Below are 20,841 nucleotides of genomic sequence, written 5' to 3'. Positions count from 1 at the left end.
AGGGAGACGGAGCCATGGCGGCCAGGACGGCGGCAGTGATCGAGAAATGGTCGACCGGCCTGGTCGAGCCGGAACGGCGTCTGGATTACTGGATCGGCGCCGTCTGCGAATGCTTTCTCGAGATGGATATCACGACGCCGGTTCGGTCGGGCTTCGACTGCTCGGTCCAGCGCGGGCAACTTGACACCATCGGCATCAACCGCGTCGAGGGCTCGGCGCAGCACGTCTACCGCAGGAAAGCCAGCCTCGGGCGCAGTGCGTCGAACTACTACTACCTTCTCTGCAAGACCGACAACGACTGGACGGTGATGCAGAACGGCCATTGGTCGATCTTGCAGCCGCACGATCTCGTGTTGCTGGACTCCCGGCGCTGCTATGAATTCAATTTTCCGGTGACTGCGAACACGCTGTCGCTGGAGTTGCCGATCGCGTGGGTCGAATCGTGGGTCACCGATCCCGAACGGCGGGCCGGGCAGCGAATCGACGGGCGCACCGGCTGGGGCGCCGCGCTCAGTGCATTTGCGTGCCAGTTATCACCCCATCTGGCGGTCGACCTGCCGCTGCCCGCGCAGGTTCTCACCGACCAGCTCGGCGGCCTGCTGGCGCTGGCGGCGGGCAGCGAGATTCCGGCCACGCCGTCGGAGCAGCGCGAGGCGGGCAACCTGCTGGATCAGATCGGCCGCGCCATCCGGTTGCTCTACGCCGAACCGGGCCTGACGGCCGCTTCCGTCGCGGAGCATCTGCGGGTTTCGGAGCGGACGGTGCATCGCTGCCTCAACAAGTCAGGCCTGACGTTTAGCGGCGTGCTGAACGACTGCAGGATGGCGGTCGCGCGCAGGATGCTGAGTGAAGCGCGGTTCGATCACATCGGTGTCGGCGGAATAGGATTGCGCGTCGGCCTGTCCGATCCGTCCCATTTCATTCGCCAATGCCGCAGATATCTGGGCATGACACCGGCCGCATTCAGGCGACAGCGCTGACCCGTTCCGGCAAAGCCCCTGGCGTAAATCGGCGATGATGGTGGCTTAATCCGGCCATCCGGCATAATCTGCCCGGCCTATCAAATCCACTTCCATAAACGGGGGAGACGGAAATGGCAGGCCTTTACGTCCTTGTACACGGCGCATGGCACACCGGCGCCGAAATGGATGCCGTCGCCGGACACTTGCGCAAATACGGCCATGCCGTGCATTGCCCGACGGTTGCCGGCAACAACGCGGGCGACGATCGCGACAAGGTCGGGCTGGAGCAGGCGATCGCGTCGGTTACCAGCTACATCGAAACCAACAATCTGCGGGATATCTGGCTGGTGGGCCACAGCTATGGGGGAATGCTGATTTCAGGCGTTGCCGACCGGCTGACGGATCGCATCAAGCGTCTCGTCTATGTCAATGCCTTCGTCCCGCTGGACGGGCAGTGCCTCAACGACATGGTGCCGCCGCATTATGTCGGGCTGTTCGATGCGGTGGCCGCCGCCAACAAGAACGCGGTCATGCTGCCGTTTGAAATCTGGCGCGATGCATTCATCAACGACGCCGATATCGATCTGGCAAAGTCCGCGTTCGCCAAACTCAACCCGCATCCCTACAAGACATTTACCGACAAGATCGCGTTGAAGCGTCCGCTGGCGGAGTTGCCGGTCGGCAAATCCTACGTCAACTGCCGCCAGGATATCGCCTTGCCGCACAGCCTGCCGTGGCATCCGCGGTTGTCGGAGCGCCTCGGCCTGTTTCGCCTCGTCGAGTGCGATGGCAGCCATGAGATGTTCTTCAGCAACCCGGCGCGGCTCGCGCAGGCGATCGAGGAGGCGGCGCGCGACTGAACTGCCGGAGCGCGCGCTCCTGAAAATGGCGAGGGGTCCGGCGCGTTACGCCGAACCCCTCATTTTAGAAACATCAGCCGGCCTGTAAGCCGGGTTTTGTAGGGTATCACTCGCTTTCGCGAGTGATACGTGACGGCCATTCCTCTGGGACCATGTTTGCACATGGCCTCGAGCAACCTACCCGGACGGCGAGCCTGACATTGCCCTGCGGCGTTTTCGCTTTCGCGAACTGCCCGCGGTGCCGTCCCTATTCGGTTTTGCTCCCGGTGTGGTTTGCCATGCCGGTTCCGTTGCCGGACCCGCGGTGCGCTCTTACCGCACCTTTTCACCCTTGCCTCCTCCTAAGAGAAGGCGGTTCGTTCTCTGTGGCACTTTCCCTGGGGTCGCCCCCGCCGGACGTTATCCGGCACCGTATGTCGATGGAGCCCGGACTTTCCTCTCCCGCAGCCTTTCGACCGTAGCGAGAGCGGCCGTCCGGCCGACTGACCCCTTACGCATGGGGGCTGGGCGGCGTGGCGTCAAGCCACGAAACGGAGCAAAATAAACTATCCTGAAGATGTCGTTTCGCGTCCGGCCCGTTCGACTGGGTGTCGGCGATCCTGCCGATCAAGAGGAGTAGAGCGATGCAGTATCTGTTGTTGATCTATCGGAGCGAAGCTGAGTTCGGCAAAATGGATGCGGCGGCGCGCAAGGAAATGTCGGGGGAATATGGCGCGTTCACGCAATCCATCATCCAGAGCGGCCACTTCAAGGCCGGCGACGGTTTGCAGCCGACGACGACGGCGACCACCGTGCGCGTCCGCGACGGCAAGACGCTCACGACCGACGGTCCGTTCGCGGAAACGCGCGAACAGCTCGCCGGCTATTATCTGGTCGAGGCCAAGGATCTCGACACCGCGCTCGCCATCGCCGCGCGCATTCCCGAGGCCAGGAAAGGTTCGATCGAGGTGCGGCCGGTCATGGTTTATGATTGACGGCAAGTACGCGAATGACGCCGCTTGAGATCGAAAAAATCTTCCGCGACGAGGCGGGCAGGGCGTTGGCAACCCTGATCCGCCTCGTCGGCGATTTCGATCTCGCCGAGGATGCGCTGCAGGACGCGTTCGCGGTGGCGCTGGAGCGCTGGTCCGTTGCCGAAATGCCGGCAAACCCCCGCGCCTGGCTGGTCAATGTCGGGCGCAACAAGGCGATCGATCGCGTCCGCCGCAACGCCGCGTTTCGCGGCAAGCAGCAGGAGCTGACGCGCGAAATCCTGCTCAATGCATCGGCGCCTGACGAGGCCGCCGACAATGTGCTCGACGACGACATGCTGCGGCTGATCTTCACCTGCTGCCATCCGTCCTTTGCAATGGAAGTGCAGGTGGCGCTGACGCTGCGCACGGTGTGCGGGCTTTCGACAGCGCAGGTGGCGCGCGCGTTTCTCGCGAGCGAAGATGCGATGGCGCAGCGGCTGGTGCGCGCCAAGCAGAAAATCCGCCTCGCCGGCATCGCCTACGAAGTGCCGGAACGCGAAGCGCTGGAGCCGCGCCTGCGCGGCGTGCTCGCGGTGATCTATCTGGTCTTCACCGAAGGCTATGTCGCGACCTCGGGCGAAGATCTGATGCGGCCTGATCTGGCGCGCGAAGCGATCCGGCTGGCGCGGCTGCTCGACGCGCTGATGCCCGGCCGCGGCGAGATCAAGGGATTGCTGGCGCTGATGTTGCTGCATGATTCCCGCCGCGCCGGCCGCGAGACCGCGGGCGGCGACATCGTGCTCCTGGAAGAGCAGGACCGGTCGCTGTGGGATCAGGCCCAGATAGCGGAGGGCTTGAAGCTGGTGGAAGAGGCGTTGCGGGTGCCGGGGCGGCCGCAATCCTATGCGGTGCAGGCCGCGATCGCAGCGCTGCACGCGCGTGCGCCGAACTATAACGACACCGACTGGCCGCAGATCGCCGGCCTCTATGAGGTGCTGCTGCGGATCAGCCCGTCGCCGGTGATCGAACTCAATCACGCCGCCGCGCTGTCGATGGTCGACGGGCCGGCGCGGGCGCTCGACCTGATCGATGCGCTGGAGGCGCGCGGCGGGTTGAAAGGGTATGAGTTGCTGCCGGCCGTCCGCGCCGATCTCTTGCGCCGCCTTGGCCGGCGCGATGCGGCGCGCGAAGCCTATCTAGCCGCCACATCAGCGACGCAACTGGAGCCGTTGCGGCGGCTTTACGCACGGCGGATGGAAGAACTGGACCGCGATGCCGGAGCGAAGGCCTAGGCGGGATTCATCGCGATCGGGATAGATCAGACTCCCTTGTCCGTCGGGTTGGCGACCGCGTCTTTTAACGGCGGCGTCATCGGGAAATTCAGGTTCACGTTCTTGGGCGGAATCGGATTCATGAACCATTTCGCATAGAGATCGCCAAACTGATTGCTTTTCATCATGGCGACCAGCGTCTTGTCGATCAACGCTTTGAACTCCGGATCGTCTTTGCGGATAATCAGCCCGTACGGTTCGGTGCGGAGGCTATCGTCGATAATGCGCCAGTTGTCCGGATCGGGGCTGTTGGCGATCAGGCTGGCGAGCAGAATGTCGTCCATGATGAAGGCCTCGCTGCGGCCCGTCGTCAGCGCGAGGAACGATCCGGCGTGGTCACCCGACAGGATGTTCTTGGTCTGGAAATTTTTCTCCTGACCACGCGCCGTCAGCAGCGCAATTGATGTTGAACCTGACGTCAGGGAGACCGGCTTGCCGCTCAGGTCCTCGAAGGTCTTGATCGCAGCGTCCTTTTTTACCACGGCGCGAATGCTCGAGACGAAGATGGTGTTGCTGAAGGCCACGACTTTCTGCCGTTCAAGCGTGTTGGTTGCGGGACCGCAAACGATATCGATCGTGCCGTTTTGAATGAGCGGAATTTGAGTGGCGAGCTGGATCGGCTGAAGCTTCGTCTGAATGGCTGGAAGCTTGAGTTCGCTTTTCACCGCATCGACAATCCGTCCGCAGAGGTCCATCGCAAACCCGATCGGCTTCTGATTGTCGTCGAGGTACGAAAACGGGATCGAAACGTCCCGGTGCCCGAGCCGGATTTCGCCGCTGTCTTTGATTTTGGCCAGCGTCCCACCGGGCGACTGTGCATGGGCAGGGACAGCGACCGCAGTCGCCAGGATCAACGAATAAAACAGTCCTTTCATGGACTTACTCCCTTTTCAACTGACCGGCCGTTTCTGGATATGATTGAGCTGGATTTTATACATATGGATCGTATAATATACAAACTGATTTTATACGTAACCGCGCAATCGAATGTCGCGGTCTGCAGCAAACGCCGGGAAAGCTGAATGGGACCTGGAATATCCGCAAAGAGCCGAGGGACCGGGGGGCATGGGTCCACGCCGGACGCCGTGCGCGAGGCGCTGAGACTCGCGATCAGCCTGGGTGAGTTCGCGCCCGGATTTCAGCTCAGGCAGGACGAGTTGGCGGAACGGTTCGGCACCAGCCGTATTCCCGTGAGGGAAGCGCTCAAGCAGTTGGAGGCCGAGGGATTCGTTACGTTCCTGCCCAATCGCGGCGCGGTCGTATCCGATATGTCGATCGACGAGGTTGTGGAGCTGCTCGAGATTCGCATCGCACTTGAATGTCATGCGCTGCGACTTTCTATCCCGGCCATGGGAGAGGTTGATCTCGACGATGCAAACAAGATCCTCCGGTCGTATGACGACGAGCCCGATCCGGAAAAGTGGGGCGCATTCAACTGGAGATTCCACGAAACGCTCTACGCGCCGTGCAATCGGCCGCGCCTGCTTGCGATGATCGAAGCGAACTATGGTCATGTCAGCCGTTTTACGCGGGCTCTGGTGTCCCGTGCGACCGGCAAGGAGCGCCCGCAGCGCGAGCATTACCAGTTGCTCGAATTGTGTCGCGCCGGCGAGATTGAAAAGGCGGTTCGGCTTTTGCGCGAGCACATCGTGCAGACGCAGAAAACGCTGAGGTCCGCACAACGTCACGCTTCACGGGATGCAAGTTCCGCGAGCTGATTTGATCCACCGCAGCAATATCCACGCGCCCTGATCGCTTTGCCGGCGGAAGCCAGCCTGGAGAAAGAATGAAATGAACGCCCGCAAAGCCGATATCGCCGTGATCGGGGCTGGAATCGTCGGCATCGCCTGCGCTTATTATCTGGCAAGGAGCCGTCCCGGCTTGCGGATCGTGATCGTCGACCAGAAGGCACCGATGAGCCTGACCTCGGCGGCTTCGGGTGAAAACTACCGCAACTGGTGGCCGCATCCGATCATGACTGAGTTCACCGACTACAGCATCGATCTGCTCGAGGAAATCGCCCGTCGGCACGACAACCGCGTCCGTATTACCCGCCGGGGCTACGCACTGGCCACGCGTCAGGCAAAGCCGGACCGATTGTTGGAGGAGCTCCATACAGGTTACGGGCCGGAGGGTGCGCGCCGGATACGCGTGCACGGCGCAGCGTCGTCTTCGTCCTACATACCGGCGGTCTCGGAGGATTGGCAGGATGCGCCCGAAGGTGTCGACGTTATTCAAAACCCGGAACTGATCCGTCGCCATTTTCCGACGTTTGATCCTGAGGTCTCCACCGTTCTGCACGTCCGCCGCGCCGGAGACATCAGCGGGCAGCAGCTTGGAAGTCTGATGATGGAGGAAGTCCGGGCGGCGGGAGGCGCAGTGAGCCGAGCGCGCGTCACCGAAATCGTTCGGCAAGACGGTGGCTTTGCACTGAAGATGCGTGGCGAGGAAGGCGAGCAGACACTTCATGCTGCGATCCTCGTTAACGCCGCCGGCCCGTATGTCGCCGACATCGCGCGAATGCTGGGGGAAGAACTCCCGGTCGAGAACGTATTTCACCAGAAGATTGCGTTCGCCGATAATCTCGGTGCCATCGATCGACGAATGCCGTTCTCGATCGATCTGGATGGCCAGACGATCGACTGGACCAGCAAGGAGCGTCAGCTTCTCGAGGAGGATGGCGCCACGGCCTGGCTCGCCCGCCCGATGCCCGGCGGAATTCACTGCCGCCCGGAAGGCGGCGATCATGGAAAATGGATCAAGCTGGGCTGGGCTTACAATCGACAGCCGTCAGAACCGCAGGACGATCTCCCGACGGATCCCAACTTTCCGGATATCGTTCTGAGAGGCGCGAGCAGGCTGAACCCGCGCTTGAAGCAGTATTACGGCCGGCTGCCGCGGCAGATTACGCATTACGGCGGCTACTACACCATGACCAAAGAGAATTGGCCGCTGATCGGACCGATGAAGACCGAAGGCGCCTTCGTCGCCGGCGCGCTTTCCGGTTTCGGAACGATGGCGGCCTGCGCCACGGGCGCGCTTTGCGCGAGTTGGGTTCAGGGCGCACAGCGGCCCGGGTTTGCGGAGCGTCTCAGCCTGTCACGCTACGACGACGAGAATTTTATGCGGCAGCTGCGGGGCAGCGCGGGAACCGGTGTGCTCTAGCTACTGCGCCGCGACCTGCGTCGGCGTCGCATCGGCCGGCAAAGTGGCCAGCAGCGCGTGCAGCGTGCTCATGGTCGAATGATCGGCGATGCCGTCGACGCGGGCCGGGCGGAAGTGGCGCTGGAACGCGGTGACCACTTCCATGGTCGGGCCGTCGTACTTGCCGTGGTTCGGCACTTGGTAGCCGTAGCGCGCCAGGGCAGTCTGCAGGCCGACGACATCGTCGCTTATGCTGCCGAGCTTGAGCGTTTCGCCGCGCACGATCGGCGCAGGCTGCACCCAATGGCCGACGCCGGAATTGGCCAGCGAATGCCACGGGAATTTCTCGCCGGGATCCTTTTTGCGCGCAGGCGCGACGTCGGAATGCGCGAGCACGCGATGCGGCGGCACGTTGCGGCGGAGCATGATGCCGCGGCACAGAGCGATCACGGCGGCAACCTGGCGCAGCGGGAAATCCGGATAGCCCCAGTCGTGGCCGCGATTGATGATCTCGACCCCGATCGAACAGGAGTTGATGTCTTCTTCGCCGGCCCAGAACGATACGCCGGCATGCCAGGCGCGCTTGCTCTCGGGCACGGATTGCACGATGCGGCCGTCTTCCAGCACGATGTAATGCGCCGATACGTCGGTTCCGGCGGTGCAGAGCTGGGCGATTGCGCCTTCCACATCCGGCATGCCGGTGTAGTGCAGCAGGATCATGTCGGGCAGGCGACCCTTGTTGCGGTCGCCATAGTTCGCCGACGGAATCACGTCGGAGGCAATCGAGGAATCCGGGGTAAAGGTCTTCATGTCCGCGATGGCCCTGGGAACGGGAAGGGCGCGTTGACGCTTCGAATCAATACCAGCAGACGTGAACGAACCAGCAGCCATTATATGAGCTCAAACCGGGCAGGAGAACGATAACCCGCAAATTTTACAAAATAACGATCTTTACTATTCCTTTACCAAGTCATCCGCGCAATCGGGCAGCCGCGCCCGGTTTCGCATTTTGACCGAGTGTGTGCGGCGGGCATCACCGGGTGAGCCGGGCATCACCGGCTTCGCCAGTGAGCCGGGCATCACCGGCTTGCGAGTAGCTATAAAGCGCGTAAAAGCCGCGGCCGATCATCAACGCTTTCTTAACGCTAAGTGCCGTTACTAAGTGATGATGAGCCGAACCGGTTTTGGGGACGGCCGAGGCCCTCTTTCACGCTCGAAAAGCCATGGCAGCCCAGCAAATTCCGTCCGGAAAACAGGGTTTGCGGGCGGGGGCGGGAAACAGCCATCGCGCCTCGCAGCGGTTTTCTGGCCGGAACAGCCCGGCAAAGCGCAGGGATTTGAGGCGCAATGGGCCCGTTGGCGTCCAGTTTTCGTATCGTACCTTGGAATACGCTGAAAGCCGGCGGATGACCCCGGCTGCCTCCCGCCATATCTCCGTTCTCGGCCGCGAGGCGGTCGAGATGCTCAATCCCCGCGACGGCGGCATCTATGTCGATGCCACCTTCGGCGCCGGCGGCTACAGCCGGATGATCCTGGAAACCGCTGGAACCCGGGTGATCGGTATCGACCGCGACCGGTCGGCGATCACTGGCGGGTTCGATCTGGTCGACCAGGCGGATGCCCGGCTGACGCTGGTCGAGGACCGGTTTTCCAATCTCGCCGAGGTCTGTACCGCGCAGGGCGTTGATGCCGTCGACGGCGTCGTGATGGACGTCGGGGTCTCCTCGATGCAGCTCGACCAGGCCGAGCGCGGCTTTTCGTTCCGGCTCGGTGGGCCGCTCGACATGCGGATGGGGCATGACGGCCCGACCGCGGCGGACGTGGTCGCGAAAGCCTCCGAAGCCGACCTTGCCAACATCATCTACATCTTCGGTGAGGAGCGTCACTCCCGCGGCGTCGCGCGCGCCATCGTCGCCGCCCGCAAGGAAGCGCCGATCACGACCACGAAGGCGCTCGCCGACATCGTCGGCAAGGTGGTCCGTTCCAAGCCGAACGAAATTCATCCGGCGACGCGGACGTTCCAGGGCTTGCGGATATTCGTCAACGCGGAACTCGACGAGCTGCATCTGGCGTTGTCGGCGGCGGAACGCGTGCTGAAGCCGGGCGGCCGGCTGGTCGTGGTGTCGTTTCATTCGCTGGAAGACCGCATCGTCAAGGATTTCCTCAACCAGCGCGGCAAGTCCGGCGGCGGATCGCGGCATCTGCCCGAGATCGCGCAGGCCGTTCCGAGTTTCCAGATTCTGACCAAGCGCCCGGTCACGCCCAATGAGGCGGAGATATCGGCCAATCCGCGCGCGCGGTCCGCCAAACTGCGCGCCGCCGAGCGGACCGCGGCGCCGGCGCATGCCGCAGACGCACTGCCGGCATGGCCGACCATCGACAGCGTCATGAGGGGAGGCTGACCATGCGGATCATCCACCTCCTCGTGATCGGCATGCTGGTGTTCGCCGCCTCCTATGTCTACCGGATCAAGATGGAATCGACCTCGCGCACCGAGCGCGTGCTGCGGCTGAATGCAGAAATCCGCGAGCAGCGCGACGCCATTGCCGCGCTCCGCGCCGAATGGGCCAAGCTCGACGCGCCGCTGCGGCTGCAGGGCCTTGCCGACCGGCATTTGCCGCTGAAGTCGCTGGTCGCCACGCAATATGACCAGTTGAAGAACCTGCCGGAACGGCCGCCCAGCTTTGCCAGGCCAGGCGCGCCCGATCCGATCGGCGCGATGATCAATACCATCGAGGCTGCCACTGATGCGCCGACCGTGACCGGCTCGGTGCCCGCGCCGGGAGCTCAGCAATGACCGATCAGGCGCTTGCCACCACCAGACCTGCAAAGCCTGCCGAGCCCTGGCGGCAGCGGCTGATTCGCAGCCTGCTCTACGGGCGCAATGTTGATCGCGCGGCGAAGGCGCGCGCGCGTGTCGGATTAGCCGTGCTGGCGTTCGCATTGGTGTACGCCATCATTGCCGGACGACTTGTCATGTTTGCGATCGGCGCCGACAGCCACAATGCAGCCCGCACCGGCTCGCGGGACGCGATCGCGACCGCGCGGCCCGACATTGTGGATCGCAACGGCGAGGTACTGGCGACCGACGTCAAGTCGCCGAGCCTGTTCGGCGAACCGCGCCGCATCATCGACAAGGACGAGGCGATCGAGCTTCTGACCGCGACATTGCCCGATCTCGACACGACCGAGGTCCGCGAGCGGTTGTCGTCGCGCAAGGGCTTTGTGTGGCTGAAGCGCGAGATCACGTCGAAGCAGCAGCAGGCCATTCATCGCCTCGGCATTCCCGGCATCGGCTTCCTGCGCGAGAACAAGCGCGTCTATCCGACCGGCGCTGCGGTCGCGCATCTGATCGGCCTGGTCAACATCGACAACCAGGGCATCGCCGGGATGGAGAAATGGCTCGACAATAACGGGCTGGCCGACCTGCACCGCGCCGGCTTTGCCACCGATCGGCTGCAGCGGCCGGTGGAGCTGTCGATCGACCTGCGCGTCGAGCACGCGCTGCGCGACGAATTGTTGAAGGCCAAGGAGAAGTACAAGGCCAAGGCCGCTTCCGGCCTGGTTTCCAACGTCAGGACCGGCGAGATCGTCGCCCTGGTGTCGTTGCCGGATTTCGACCCGAACAACCCGAAGGAGGCGCACGACCCCGAGCGCATCAACCGCCTGACCACGGGCGTGTTCGAGATGGGTTCAACCTTCAAGGCGCTGACGCTGGCGATGGCGCTGGATTCCGGCAAGGCCAACCTCAACACGCTGTACGACGGGCGAGGTGTGCTGAAATACGGCAAGTTCACCATCCACGACACGCACCCCGTCGGCCGTTCGATCACGCTGTCGGAAGTATTCACGTTTTCCTCGAACGTCGGCGCGGCCAAGATTGCGCTGGGGCAGGGCGTCGAGGCGCACAAGGCGTTCCTGAAAAAGCTCGGCCAGATGGATCGGCTGCGCACCGAATTGCCGGAAAGCACGTCACCGATCGTGCCGAAGCGCTGGGGTGAACTCAACACCATCACCATTTCCTTCGGGCACGGCATTGCGGTGGCGCCGCTGCAGGCGGTGATGGGCATCAACGCGGTCGTCAACGGCGGCTATCTGATCCCGCCGACCTTCCTCAAGCGCTCGGAGGAAGAGGCCAAGGCGATCGGCAAGAAGGTGCTCAAGACCGAAACGTCGGACAAGATGCGCTATCTGATGCGGCTCAACGCCGAGATCGGAACCGCCAAGAAGGCCGACGTGAAGGGCTATTACATCGGCGGCAAGACCGGCACCTCGGAAAAGGTGGTCAATGGCCGCTATTCCAAGAAGCAGGTGCTCAATTCCTTCACCGCAATCTTCCCGGCCGACAACCCGCAATATCAGCTGCTGATCATGCTGGACGAGCCCAAGGCGCTGCCGGAAACCCATGGTTTCATCACCTCCGGCTGGAACACGGTGCCGACCGGCGGCAAGGTGATCGCCCGAATCGGACCGCTTTTGGGCGTCGAACCGCGCTTCGATCTGCCGACGTCGGATCGCCTCATTCTTGCGGCATCGAAGACAACCCAGTAAGGCGTAAGATCACGCAGCACCTTTGCTGCGCCGGACTGGAAGACCATGAGACTTCGCGACCTCTTCAGCAGTGATGCCGCGATCGAGCCGCAGGCGGAAGCGATCGACGTGAAGGGCCTGGCGGTGGACAGCCGCGCGGTGAAGCCGGGCGATCTGTTCTTCGCGCTCGCCGGCAGCAAGACCGATGGTTCGCGCTTTGTCGATTCAGCCATTGCCGCTGGCGCGGTCGCGATCGCAGGCGATCATCCCGCCAAGGATTGCAGCGTGCCGTTTGTCACGACGCCAAATCCGCGCCGTGCGCTGGCGCTGGCGGCGGCGCGATTTTATCCGAAGCAGCCTCAGACAATCGCGGCCGTCACCGGCACGAGTGGAAAAACCTCGGTGGCGGCGTTCACGCGCCAGATCTGGCAACGGCTCGGCCACGCCTCCGCCAGCATCGGCACCATTGGTCTCGTTTCGCCGAAGCGCACCGTCTACGGCTCGCTGACGACGCCGGATCCGATCGCCCTGCATCGCCAGCTCGACGAGATCGCCGGCGATGGCGTCACCCATCTTGCCTTTGAAGCCTCGTCGCACGGGCTTGACCAATACAGGCTCGATGGCGTGCGCATCGCCGCCGGTGGCTTTACCAACCTGACGCGCGACCACATGGATTATCATCCCGACGTCGCGCATTATCTCGGCGCCAAGCTGCGGCTGTTCCGCGATCTCGTCGTGGCCGATGGCGCCGCTGTGATCTCGGCCGATCATGATTGCTCGCAACAGGTGATCGACGCCGCGCGGCAACGGAAACTGCGGATCATCGCCATCGGCCGCAACGCTGATGGTGCGGGCGAGGGCATCCGTCTGGTCGAAGCGATCGTCGATGGTTTTGCGCAGAAGCTGACGCTCGAACATCGCGGGCGCAAGCACATGATCAAGCTGCCGCTGGTCGGCGAATTCCAGATCGAGAATGCGCTGGTCGCAGCGGGGCTGGCGATCGGCACCGGCAGCGAGGCTGCGGCGGTGCTCGCCGGCCTCGAACATCTCGAAGGCGCCAAGGGCCGCCTCGAGCAGGTCGGCGAACATAATGGCGCGCCGATCTTCGTCGACTACGCGCACAAGCCGGACGCGCTGGCCAAGGCGCTGCAGGCGCTGCGGCCTTATGCAAAACGCAGGCTGGTCGTGGTGTTCGGCTGCGGCGGCGACCGCGACGCCGGCAAGCGTCCGCTGATGGGCGCGATCGCGGCCGAGAACGCCGACGGCGTCATCGTCACCGACGACAATCCGCGCAGCGAGAATTCGGAAAAAATCCGCGCCGCCATTCTGGATGCAGCCAAAGGCGCCACGGACATCGGCGATCGGGCGGAAGCCATCAAGGCCGGGATTGCGGCGTTGCAGCCGGGCGACGCGCTGTTGATCGCGGGCAAGGGTCACGAGACCGGCCAGATCGTCGGCGACAAGACGCTACCATTCAGTGATCACGACGCGGTGGCAGCCGCGCTGGCGGAGAGGACGACATGAGCGCTGCGCCTTTGTGGACGATTGCAGAAGCAGCAAAAGCGCTGGGGCTCTCCGGAACATTTCCCGACACCGCGATCGATTTCGTCACGCAGGACAGCCGATTGGTGAAACCCGGATGCCTGTTCGTGGCGCTCAGCGGCACGCCGAGTGGCGGCTTCATTTCGAGCTTCGCCAGCGCGCGCGACGGCTGGGAATTCGCCGACAAGGCGGAAGCCGCCGGTGCGGTGGCGATGATCGTGCCGCACAGGATCGAAGGCGTCAGTGTTCCGCAGCTGATCGTCAGGGACACGCTGATCGATGGTCTCTGGGGATTGGCGCGCGCGGCGCGGGCGCGGTTCAAGGGCCCGGTGATCGGCCTCACCGGCAGCGCCGGCAAGACCAGCACCAAGGAATATCTCGCCGCTTACCCTGCCGCCTATGCCAGCCCGAGCAGTTTCAATAATTTCTGGGGCGTGCCGCTGACGCTGTGCAACGCCAGCCCGAGCGCCTCGCTGTGGGTGGTGGAAATGGGCATGAACCAGACCGGCGAAATCGCACGGCTCAGCGAGCTGACGCAGCCGACCGTGGCGCTGGTGGTCAACGTCCAGCCCGTGCATCTGGAAAAGCTCGGCAGCCTGGAGGCGATCCGGCGCGAGAAGGTGAGCATCGCGCAAGGCCTGCCAAAAGATGGCGTGCTGGTGCTGCCGACCGACGTCGAAGCGCCGGAATGGAACGGCAAGCTTGTCCGCTTCGGCAGTGGCTCGGAAGTGCACGAGTTGAAACACAGCCCGCATGGCGAAAGCTGGGACGTGTCAGTGCAAGTCGGCGGCAAACAGGTCGCATTCGACCTGACGCCGGGCGCGCCGCATCGTCTGCAGAACGCGCTGGCCGCGCTGGCATCGATCCATGCCGCCAGCCTCGATGAAGCGGCGCTGGCCAAAGAGCTCGGCAAGGTCGGCATCATGACCGGGCGCGGGGTGGAGCAGACCGCCGCCGGCGTCACCGTGATCGACGACAGTTTCAATGGCAATCCGGCCAGCATGGTCGCGGCGCTCGACAGTCTCAAGGCGCGGCCGGTCAAGTCAGGCCGGCGCATCGCCATCATGGGCGACATGCTGGAGCTCGGCCCCGACGCGCCCGCCTATCATGTCAGGCTGGCCAGGGACCTGCCCGGCATCGACGGCGTCTTTTGTGTCGGCCCGCTGATGCGCCATCTCTACGACCTGCTGCCGCCCAATAGCGCCCTCGGCTGGCACGACGACCCCGCCACGCTCGACCCGCAGAAAATCGCCGCATTGTTGCAAAGTGGTGACGTCGTGGTGGTCAAGGGCAGCAAAAAGATGTTCTGGGTCAACAAGTTTGTGCCCAAGCTGCTGGCTGCCTTGCAGGCAAAAGCGTAAACTGGCCGGGCTGACCCACCCGTGATTTCCGTGGTGATTCGCGCAACCGCCGCCGCGATCGTGACCAAGATTTGCTTGGTTTCTAGGATGAAAACGATTGTCAACGCGCTTGCAATGCGCTTACCCGGCAAGACGGCGCAACCAGGCCGCAACAGGGCATATTGAATGTTTTACTGGCTGATCGAGCTTTCCAACACCGTCCCCGCTTTCTCCTTTTTGCGCGGCCTCCTCAACGTCTTCCGCTACATCACCTTCCGCACCGGCGGGGCGATGGTGACGGGCGCGCTGTTCGTGTTCCTGTTCGGCCCCTGGATCATCGATCACTTAAGGCTGCGGCAGGGCAAGGGCCAGCCGATCCGCACCGACGGTCCGGCGTCGCACATCATCGCCAAGAAGGGCACGCCGACGATGGGCGGGCTGATGATCCTGTCCGGCCTCGTCGTCTCGACGCTGCTCTGGGCCAACCCGCTCAATCCCTATGTCTGGATCGTGCTCGCGGTGACGCTCGGTTTCGGCTTCGTCGGCTTCTATGACGATTATCTGAAGGTGACGAAACAGACCCATAGCGGTTTTGCCGGCAAGTTTCGTCTCGCCATCGAAGGCGTGATCGCGCTGATCGCCTGTTACGCGCTGGTGCGGCTGGGGCGCGACGTGACCTCGACCTCGCTCGCGATTCCATTCCTGAAGGACATGGTGTTCAATTTCGGCTGGTTCTTCGTGATCTTCGGCGCCTTCGTCATCGTCGGCGCCGGCAACGCGGTCAATTTGACCGACGGTCTCGACGGTCTTGCGATCGTCCCCGTGATGATCGCCGCCGCGAGCTTCGGCATGATCGCCTATCTGACCGGCAACGCGGTGTTCTCCGACTATCTGCAGATCAGATACGTCGCCGGCACTGGTGAGCTTGCCGTGCTGTGCGGCGCGGTGCTCGGCGCCGGATTGGGATTCCTGTGGTTCAACGCGCCGCCGGCCTCGATCTTCATGGGCGACACCGGCTCGCTCGCGCTTGGCGGCATGCTGGGCGCGACCGCGGTTGCGGTCAAACACGAGATCGTGCTGGCCGTGATCGGCGGCCTGTTCGTGCTGGAAGCGGTTTCCGTGATCGTGCAGGTGGTGTCGTTCAAGCTGACCGGAAAACGCGTGTTCCGGATGGCGCCGCTGCATCATCATTTCGAGCAGAAGGGCTGGACCGAACCGCAGATCGTGATCCGGTTCTGGATCATCTCGGTGATGCTGGCGCTGGCCGGCCTCTCCACGCTGAAGCTGCGGTGATAATTTGATCCCGGTCACTTCCTTCGCAGGCAAGACAGTCGCCGTATTCGGCCTCGGCGGTTCCGGCCTCGCGAGCTGTCATGCACTGAAGGCGGGTGGCGCCGAAGTCATTGCCGCTGATGACAACGCCGACAATGTCGCCAAGGCGGCGCAGGACGGCTTCATCACCGCCGATTTGCGCAGCATCCCCTGGGATAATTTCGCCGCGCTGATATTGACGCCCGGCGCGCCGCTGACCCATCCGGCGCCGCATTGGTCCGTGCTGATGGCGCGGCAGGCCGGCGTCGAGGTGATCGGCGACATCGAATTGTTCTGCAGGGAACGAAGGCGCCACGCGCCCGATGCGCCGTTCGTCGCGATCACCGGCACCAACGGAAAATCCACCACGACGGCGCTGATCGCGCACCTGATGAAGGTTGCCGGTTACGATACCCAGATGGGCGGCAATATCGGCACCGCGATCCTGTCGCTGGAGCCGCCGCGGATGGGGCGGGTGCATGTGATCGAGATGTCGTCCTATCAGATCGATCTGGCGCCCTCGCTCGATCCGTCCGTCGGCATTCTGCTCAATGTCAGCGAAGACCATATCGATCGCCACGGCACGCTGGAGCACTACGCGGCGGTGAAGGCGCGGCTCGTCGCGGGCGTGCAGCCGCAGGGCACCTCCATCGTCGGCGTCGACGACGGCTGGTGCCGCAACATCGCCGACCGGCTCGATCAGGCCGGCAAGCGCGTGGTGCGCATCTCCGTGAGAAACCCGCTGCCCGACGGCGTCTATATCGAGCGCGAAACCATCGTTCGGGCGTCCGGCGGCGCGCGGAGCGAAATCGCAAAGCTCGGCGGCATCGGTTCATTGCGTGGCCTGCACAACGCACAGAACGCGGCCTGCGCCGCGGCCTGCGCGCTGGCGATGGGGATTTCGACCGACACCCTGCAGAACGGCCTGCGCAGTTTTCCGGGTCTCGCGCACCGCATGGAGCAGGTCGGCCGCCGCGGTAACGTTCTGTTCGTCAATGATTCAAAAGGCACCAATGCGGACGCGGCGGCGCATGCGCTGTCGTCCTTTGGCGATATCTTCTGGATCGCCGGCGGCAAGCCGAAACTCGGCGGCATTACCAGCCTCACCGAATATTTCCCGCGCATCCGCAAAGCCTATTTGATCGGCGAAGCCGCGCAGGAGTTTTCCGGCACGCTTGGCACCCGCGTGCCGCACGAGATTTCGCAGACGCTCGACGTCGCCGTCGCCAGCGCCGCGCGCGACGCCGAAGCCTCGGGCCTCACCGACCCCGTCGTGCTGCTGTCGCCAGCCTGCGCCTCGTTCGACCAGTACCGCAACTTCGAAATCCGCGGCGCCAAATTCCGCGATCTCGTCACGGCGATGCCCGGCGTCAAGCCGGTGGTGTGAAATTATCGCCGCCGCGTGGCGATGCGCCGGTCACCACCTTCAACCGCGCCTCGCTGCCCTGCAACACGATGCGCGGCACGGAAACAAAAGCCGGCGCTTCGCTTTCCAGCGATGCGCTTCCCCTGTACCATCATGTCAAGACGACCGGCATCAAGCGGTCGTCACGAAAAAGGGGAGGCTCTTCATGCGTCGCAATATGATCGCCGCGCTCGTGCTCCTGTTGTCGGGAGCGGGGCTGACCGCCTCCGCGGTCGCGCAGCAACCGGTCAAGCTCGGTGTTCTCAACGATCAGACGGGACTGTACGCGGATCTGTCCGGCATGGGCTCGGTCCATGCCGCGCGCATGGCGGTCGAGGATTTCGGCGGCAAGGTGCTGGGCCGGCCAATCGAAGTCATCTTCGCCGACCACCAGAACAAACCCGACATCGGCGCCAACATCGCGCGGCAGTGGATCGAGAATGAGGGCGTCAAACTCATCCTCGACGTTCCCAATTCGGCCGTGGGGCTCGCCGTGCGAGAGATAACGCGCACGCGCGACGCCGTTGATATCAACACCGGCGCCGCGACGTCGGATCTCTCCGGAAAAGCCTGTTCGGCGCACGGCGTGCACTGGAGCTTCGACACCTACGGTCTTGCGGCGACGATCGGCCAGGCGTTGGTGAAGCAAGGCGGCGATAGCTGGTTTTTCATCACCGCTGACTACGCATTCGGGCATGCCCTCGAGAAGGACACCTCGACGTTCGTCACGGCAGCAGGCGGCAAGGTGCTGGGGGCCGTGCGCCATCCGCTCAACACCGCCGACTTCTCGTCCTTCCTGCTGCAGGCGCAAGCCTCCAAGGCCAAGATCGTCGCGCTCTCGAACGCCGGCGGCGACACCATCAACGCGATCAAGCAGGCCGGGGAATTCGGCCTCGGCCGCAAAGGCGACCAGCGCGTGGCAGCACTCCTGCTGCAGTTTCCGGACACCCACGCCCTTGGCCTCGAAGCGGCGCAGGGCCTGACCGCGAGCGAGACTTTCTTCTGGGACCTCGACGACGCGACCCGTGCCTGGACCAAACGCCTGATCGCCCGGAACGCCGGGAAGCCGCCGAGCATGATCCATGCCGGGACCTACGGGGCCACGCTGCATTACCTCAAGGCGGTGGCGGCAGCCGGTACGACCGATGCGACCCAGGTCGTCGCCAAGATGAAGGAACTGCCGATCGACGACTTCTACACCAAGGGCACGGTGCGCGAGGATGGACGTGTGATGCGGCCATATTATCTGCTGCAGGTGAAGAAGCCCTCGGAATCCAAATACCAGTTCGATTATCTCAAGCTCCTTGCCACGGTGCCGGCTGAGCAAGCGGCGCGGCCGCTGAGCGAGAGCGCTTGCCCGTTGGTGAAGCGCTGAGGCGATACCCAGCGAAAGCCGAGCCTGATATCAACGCGCCGCCGACCTCATGTATCTATCGCGGGCCCTGGAATCCCGCGCGGACCGGCGCATGCGCATTTGAAGGAGAGAAGCGATGGATCTGAAGGGCATGGTTGCACTGGTGACGGGCGGCAATGGTGGACTGGGGCAGCGCATCTGCCACGCGCTCGCGCAGGAGGGTGCACATGTGGCTGTCATGTACGCGCGCAGCCGGGACCAGGCGGAAAGCGTCGCCAGCGAACTGACGTCGCGCTATCAAATCAACGCTCAAGCTTTCGCTTGTGACATAACCGACGGTGCGGCTGTCGATCGGCTGGTCGGCGAGGTAACGCAGGCCTTCGGCCGCCTGGATATTCTGATCAATGACGCCGCTTACAACGTCTCGATCCCGTTCGGCGATCTCGACAATCTGACCCAGGAGGTATGGGACAAGGTCATGGCCATCAACCTGACGGGGCCGATGCGCCTGACCAAGGCGGTAGCCCCCATCATGAAGGCCCAGGGGCGAGGCCGCATTGTCAACGTCGCTTCGGTAGCAGGGCTCAACCCAACCGGTTCTTCGATCGCCTATGCCGTGTCGAAGGCGGGACTGATTCACTTGACGCGTTGCATGGCGGTGGCGCTGGCGCCCGAGACGCTTGTCAACTGCGTGGCACCGGGTCTCTTGGACGGCACCCGCGCGACAGCGAACCTCCGGCCCGAGCAGGTCGAGCGCTCCGCATCGGCCTCGCTTCTGAAGAAGCCGGCCGACAAGGACGACTGCGCCGACATGGTTGTCGCCATGTGCCGCACCGAGACCATGACCGGCCAGACTGTCGTCATCGACTCCGGACGCATCTTCCACTAGACGGGCTTCCATTCGATGCCGCCCAGCTTGAAGAATAACCGAGGTTCGATCGATGGTCGTTTGGTCTCCTTTCAGGTTCAACAGCGGACAAGCGATGGCAAATCGGTTTGCGATTGCTCCGCTGACAACCGATTCTTCCCATGAAGAGGGGACGGCTACCGAACACGAACTCGAATTCGTCCGTCGGCGAGTCGCCAGCGGATTCGGCGCGACCATTTCTTCCGCCACTTACGTCGAACAGAACGGGCGCTCGTGGCAGGGAACAGGTGCGACACATGATGGACACCTGCCTGGCCTCCGTCGGCTCGCTGAAGCAATGCATGCCACAGGAGGTCTTGCGATCCTCCAGATATATGACGGTGGCCGCATCGCAAAGCCCGAGTTGATAGGTGAGCAATGTCTGCGTGCGCCGTCTGCGGTTGCATCGTTGCGGCCCGGAGCAAAGACGCCAAGGGCGATGACATCAGATGAGGTTGGAAGCCTGATCGCGAGCTTTCGAGAGGCCGCTTCCCTCGCGCGAAAAGCCGGTTTCGACGGCGTCGAGATTCACGGAGCTAACCATTACGCGATTCATCAGTTTTTTTCACCTCGGGCCAATCATCGCGTTGATCATTGGGGAGGAACGCTTTCAAAACGTATGAACTTTCCTCTCGCTGTCGCGCAGGCCGTTCGCGACGTCCTCGGTCCAAAGCTGATTGCAGGGTTTCGCGTTACGCCGTTTGAGGCCGAGCCGGACGGTTATACGCTTGAGGACGCCAAACTGCTTTGTAATGAGCTTGCCAGGCTGGATCTCGACTACATCTCCATTTCGCTTGATGACTATCGGAAGAGCCGACCTCAGCGAGAGACCCGTGTTTATAATGGTCCGGTCGAGGAGAATTGCGCCCCTGCAGAGAATCCAATCACGGAATTTGCCCGCATTATAGCGGGCCGCAGCGCAGTCATGGCCAGCGGTGGGATTAAAACGTGCAAGGATGCTGAAGGGGCGATCGCAATGGGAGCTGATCTGGTTGCGGTAGGACGCGCCGTGGTGGTTGATCCGGAGTGGCTTTCCAAGGTCCGAAGCAAGAATGAGGCATCAATCATTGCGGGACTGCCGAAGGATGAACGCGAGATAGCCAAAGCCCTGAGCATTCCGCCGCGAATGGTCGAATATTTGTTGAGCCGTCCAGGTTGGATCCCCCGCCTTTAGAGCGTTTTCCAGCCAAGTGGACACCGGT

18 protein-coding genes and 1 other RNA gene are annotated in these 20,841 nt (G+C 63.1%); 16 read left to right on the top strand and 3 right to left on the bottom strand.

What is annotated here, in order from left to right; genetic code table 11:
- Positions 1–14: 14 nt before the first annotated feature.
- Complete coding sequence (locus ABIE49_RS10755; protein ID WP_192738088.1) at positions 15–980, top strand: helix-turn-helix transcriptional regulator; 966 nt, start codon at positions 15–17, stop codon at positions 978–980.
- Between the two features lie 113 nt (positions 981–1,093).
- Complete coding sequence (locus tag ABIE49_RS10750) at positions 1,094–1,822, top strand: alpha/beta fold hydrolase (RefSeq protein ID WP_192738087.1); 729 nt, start codon at positions 1,094–1,096, stop codon at positions 1,820–1,822.
- 69 nt (positions 1,823–1,891) lie between these two features.
- On the opposite strand, the gene rnpB is transcribed toward ABIE49_RS10750, so the two are convergent.
- Positions 1,892–2,308: RNase P RNA component class A (gene rnpB, locus ABIE49_RS10745), an RNA gene on the bottom strand.
- Between the two features lie 137 nt (positions 2,309–2,445).
- Between rnpB and ABIE49_RS10740 the strand changes: the two genes are divergently transcribed.
- Both ABIE49_RS10740 and ABIE49_RS10735 read left to right on the top strand, forming a co-directional pair.
- Complete coding sequence (locus tag ABIE49_RS10740) at positions 2,446–2,796, top strand: YciI family protein (RefSeq protein ID WP_192738086.1); 351 nt, start codon at positions 2,446–2,448, stop codon at positions 2,794–2,796.
- A 14-nt stretch (positions 2,797–2,810) separates the two neighbouring features.
- Complete coding sequence (locus ABIE49_RS10735; protein WP_192738085.1) at positions 2,811–4,067, top strand: RNA polymerase sigma factor; 1,257 nt, start codon at positions 2,811–2,813, stop codon at positions 4,065–4,067.
- 26 nt (positions 4,068–4,093) lie between these two features.
- Here ABIE49_RS10735 and ABIE49_RS10730 read toward each other — a convergent pair whose 3' ends face one another.
- Positions 4,094–4,981: a transporter substrate-binding domain-containing protein gene (locus ABIE49_RS10730; RefSeq protein WP_192738084.1), complete on the bottom strand. Its 888-nt coding sequence runs from the start codon at positions 4,979–4,981 to the stop codon at positions 4,094–4,096.
- 210 nt (positions 4,982–5,191) lie between these two features.
- Here ABIE49_RS10730 and ABIE49_RS10725 point away from each other — a divergent pair, with 210 nt between their 5' ends.
- Positions 5,192–5,824 (top strand): GntR family transcriptional regulator, encoded by a 633-nt coding sequence (locus ABIE49_RS10725; RefSeq protein WP_354066749.1) that lies wholly within the window; start codon positions 5,192–5,194, stop codon positions 5,822–5,824.
- Positions 5,825–5,897: 73 nt separating this feature from the next.
- Complete coding sequence (locus ABIE49_RS10720) at positions 5,898–7,271, top strand: NAD(P)/FAD-dependent oxidoreductase (protein ID WP_192738082.1); 1,374 nt, start codon at positions 5,898–5,900, stop codon at positions 7,269–7,271.
- Here the strand turns inward: ABIE49_RS10720 and ABIE49_RS10715 are convergent, their stop codons facing one another.
- Positions 7,272–8,141, bottom strand: a complete 870-nt coding sequence (locus ABIE49_RS10715) for an N-acetylmuramoyl-L-alanine amidase (protein WP_192738081.1) — start codon at positions 8,139–8,141, stop codon at positions 7,272–7,274.
- A gap of 515 nt (positions 8,142–8,656) precedes the next feature.
- Between ABIE49_RS10715 and rsmH the strand changes: the two genes are divergently transcribed.
- From rsmH to ABIE49_RS10665, 10 genes are all read left to right on the top strand, one after another.
- Positions 8,657–9,652, top strand: a complete 996-nt coding sequence (gene rsmH, locus ABIE49_RS10710; protein WP_192738080.1) for a 16S rRNA (cytosine(1402)-N(4))-methyltransferase RsmH — start codon at positions 8,657–8,659, stop codon at positions 9,650–9,652.
- Positions 9,653–9,654: 2 nt separating this feature from the next.
- Positions 9,655–10,047 carry a cell division protein FtsL gene (ftsL, locus tag ABIE49_RS10705; RefSeq protein WP_192738079.1) on the top strand — a complete coding sequence of 131 codons (393 nt, stop codon included), beginning with the start codon at positions 9,655–9,657 and terminating at the stop codon, positions 10,045–10,047.
- Complete coding sequence (locus ABIE49_RS10700; RefSeq protein ID WP_192738078.1) at positions 10,044–11,801, top strand: peptidoglycan D,D-transpeptidase FtsI family protein; 1,758 nt, start codon at positions 10,044–10,046, stop codon at positions 11,799–11,801. The genes ftsL and ABIE49_RS10700 overlap by 4 nt, the downstream gene beginning before the upstream one ends.
- 45 nt (positions 11,802–11,846) lie before the next feature.
- Positions 11,847–13,304 carry a UDP-N-acetylmuramoyl-L-alanyl-D-glutamate--2,6-diaminopimelate ligase gene (locus tag ABIE49_RS10695; protein ID WP_192738077.1) on the top strand — a complete coding sequence of 486 codons (1,458 nt, stop codon included), beginning with the start codon at positions 11,847–11,849 and terminating at the stop codon, positions 13,302–13,304.
- Positions 13,301–14,683, top strand: a complete 1,383-nt coding sequence (locus ABIE49_RS10690) for a UDP-N-acetylmuramoyl-tripeptide--D-alanyl-D-alanine ligase (protein WP_192738076.1) — start codon at positions 13,301–13,303, stop codon at positions 14,681–14,683. Before ABIE49_RS10695 ends, ABIE49_RS10690 begins: the two co-directional genes overlap by 4 nt.
- A 165-nt stretch (positions 14,684–14,848) precedes the next feature.
- Complete coding sequence (gene mraY, locus ABIE49_RS10685; RefSeq protein ID WP_192738075.1) at positions 14,849–15,955, top strand: phospho-N-acetylmuramoyl-pentapeptide-transferase; 1,107 nt, start codon at positions 14,849–14,851, stop codon at positions 15,953–15,955.
- A 4-nt stretch (positions 15,956–15,959) separates the two neighbouring features.
- A complete protein-coding gene (gene murD / locus ABIE49_RS10680; RefSeq protein WP_192738074.1) occupies positions 15,960–17,360 on the top strand; it encodes a UDP-N-acetylmuramoyl-L-alanine--D-glutamate ligase in 1,401 nt (466 codons plus the stop codon).
- A 184-nt stretch (positions 17,361–17,544) separates the two neighbouring features.
- Complete coding sequence (locus ABIE49_RS10675) at positions 17,545–18,753, top strand: ABC transporter substrate-binding protein (RefSeq protein ID WP_192738073.1); 1,209 nt, start codon at positions 17,545–17,547, stop codon at positions 18,751–18,753.
- 115 nt (positions 18,754–18,868) lie between these two features.
- Entirely contained in the window at positions 18,869–19,621 is a 753-nt protein-coding gene (locus ABIE49_RS10670; protein WP_192738072.1) for an SDR family NAD(P)-dependent oxidoreductase, read from the top strand.
- Positions 19,622–19,673: 52 nt separating this feature from the next.
- Positions 19,674–20,813, top strand: a complete 1,140-nt coding sequence (locus ABIE49_RS10665; protein WP_192738071.1) for an oxidoreductase — start codon at positions 19,674–19,676, stop codon at positions 20,811–20,813.
- The last annotated feature ends 28 nt before the right edge of the window (positions 20,814–20,841 follow it).

It is taken from the genome of Bradyrhizobium sp. OAE829 (assembly GCF_040546575.1).
Classification (GTDB): Bacteria; Pseudomonadota; Alphaproteobacteria; order Rhizobiales; family Xanthobacteraceae; genus Bradyrhizobium.
This window is presented reverse-complemented; position numbering and strand designations above follow the sequence as displayed.

Coding starts and splice junctions, on each gene's coding strand:
- ABIE49_RS10715 (WP_192738081.1), bottom strand. CDS start 8,141: ATGGCTGCTGGTTCGTTCACGTCTGCTGGTATTGATTCGAAGCGTCAA.
- ABIE49_RS10670 (WP_192738072.1), top strand. CDS start 18,869: ATGGATCTGAAGGGCATGGTTGCACTGGTGACGGGCGGCAATGGTGGA.
- ABIE49_RS10675 (WP_192738073.1), top strand. CDS start 17,545: ATGCGTCGCAATATGATCGCCGCGCTCGTGCTCCTGTTGTCGGGAGCG.
- ABIE49_RS10735 (WP_192738085.1), top strand. CDS start 2,811: ATGACGCCGCTTGAGATCGAAAAAATCTTCCGCGACGAGGCGGGCAGG.
- ABIE49_RS10700 (WP_192738078.1), top strand. CDS start 10,044: ATGACCGATCAGGCGCTTGCCACCACCAGACCTGCAAAGCCTGCCGAG.
- ABIE49_RS10740 (WP_192738086.1), top strand. CDS start 2,446: ATGCAGTATCTGTTGTTGATCTATCGGAGCGAAGCTGAGTTCGGCAAA.
- ABIE49_RS10755 (WP_192738088.1), top strand. CDS start 15: ATGGCGGCCAGGACGGCGGCAGTGATCGAGAAATGGTCGACCGGCCTG.
- mraY (WP_192738075.1), top strand. CDS start 14,849: ATGTTTTACTGGCTGATCGAGCTTTCCAACACCGTCCCCGCTTTCTCC.
- ABIE49_RS10720 (WP_192738082.1), top strand. CDS start 5,898: ATGAACGCCCGCAAAGCCGATATCGCCGTGATCGGGGCTGGAATCGTC.
- ABIE49_RS10730 (WP_192738084.1), bottom strand. CDS start 4,981: ATGAAAGGACTGTTTTATTCGTTGATCCTGGCGACTGCGGTCGCTGTC.
- ABIE49_RS10750 (WP_192738087.1), top strand. CDS start 1,094: ATGGCAGGCCTTTACGTCCTTGTACACGGCGCATGGCACACCGGCGCC.
- rsmH (WP_192738080.1), top strand. CDS start 8,657: ATGACCCCGGCTGCCTCCCGCCATATCTCCGTTCTCGGCCGCGAGGCG.
- ABIE49_RS10690 (WP_192738076.1), top strand. CDS start 13,301: ATGAGCGCTGCGCCTTTGTGGACGATTGCAGAAGCAGCAAAAGCGCTG.
- ABIE49_RS10665 (WP_192738071.1), top strand. CDS start 19,674: ATGGTCGTTTGGTCTCCTTTCAGGTTCAACAGCGGACAAGCGATGGCA.
- ABIE49_RS10695 (WP_192738077.1), top strand. CDS start 11,847: ATGAGACTTCGCGACCTCTTCAGCAGTGATGCCGCGATCGAGCCGCAG.
- ftsL (WP_192738079.1), top strand. CDS start 9,655: ATGCGGATCATCCACCTCCTCGTGATCGGCATGCTGGTGTTCGCCGCC.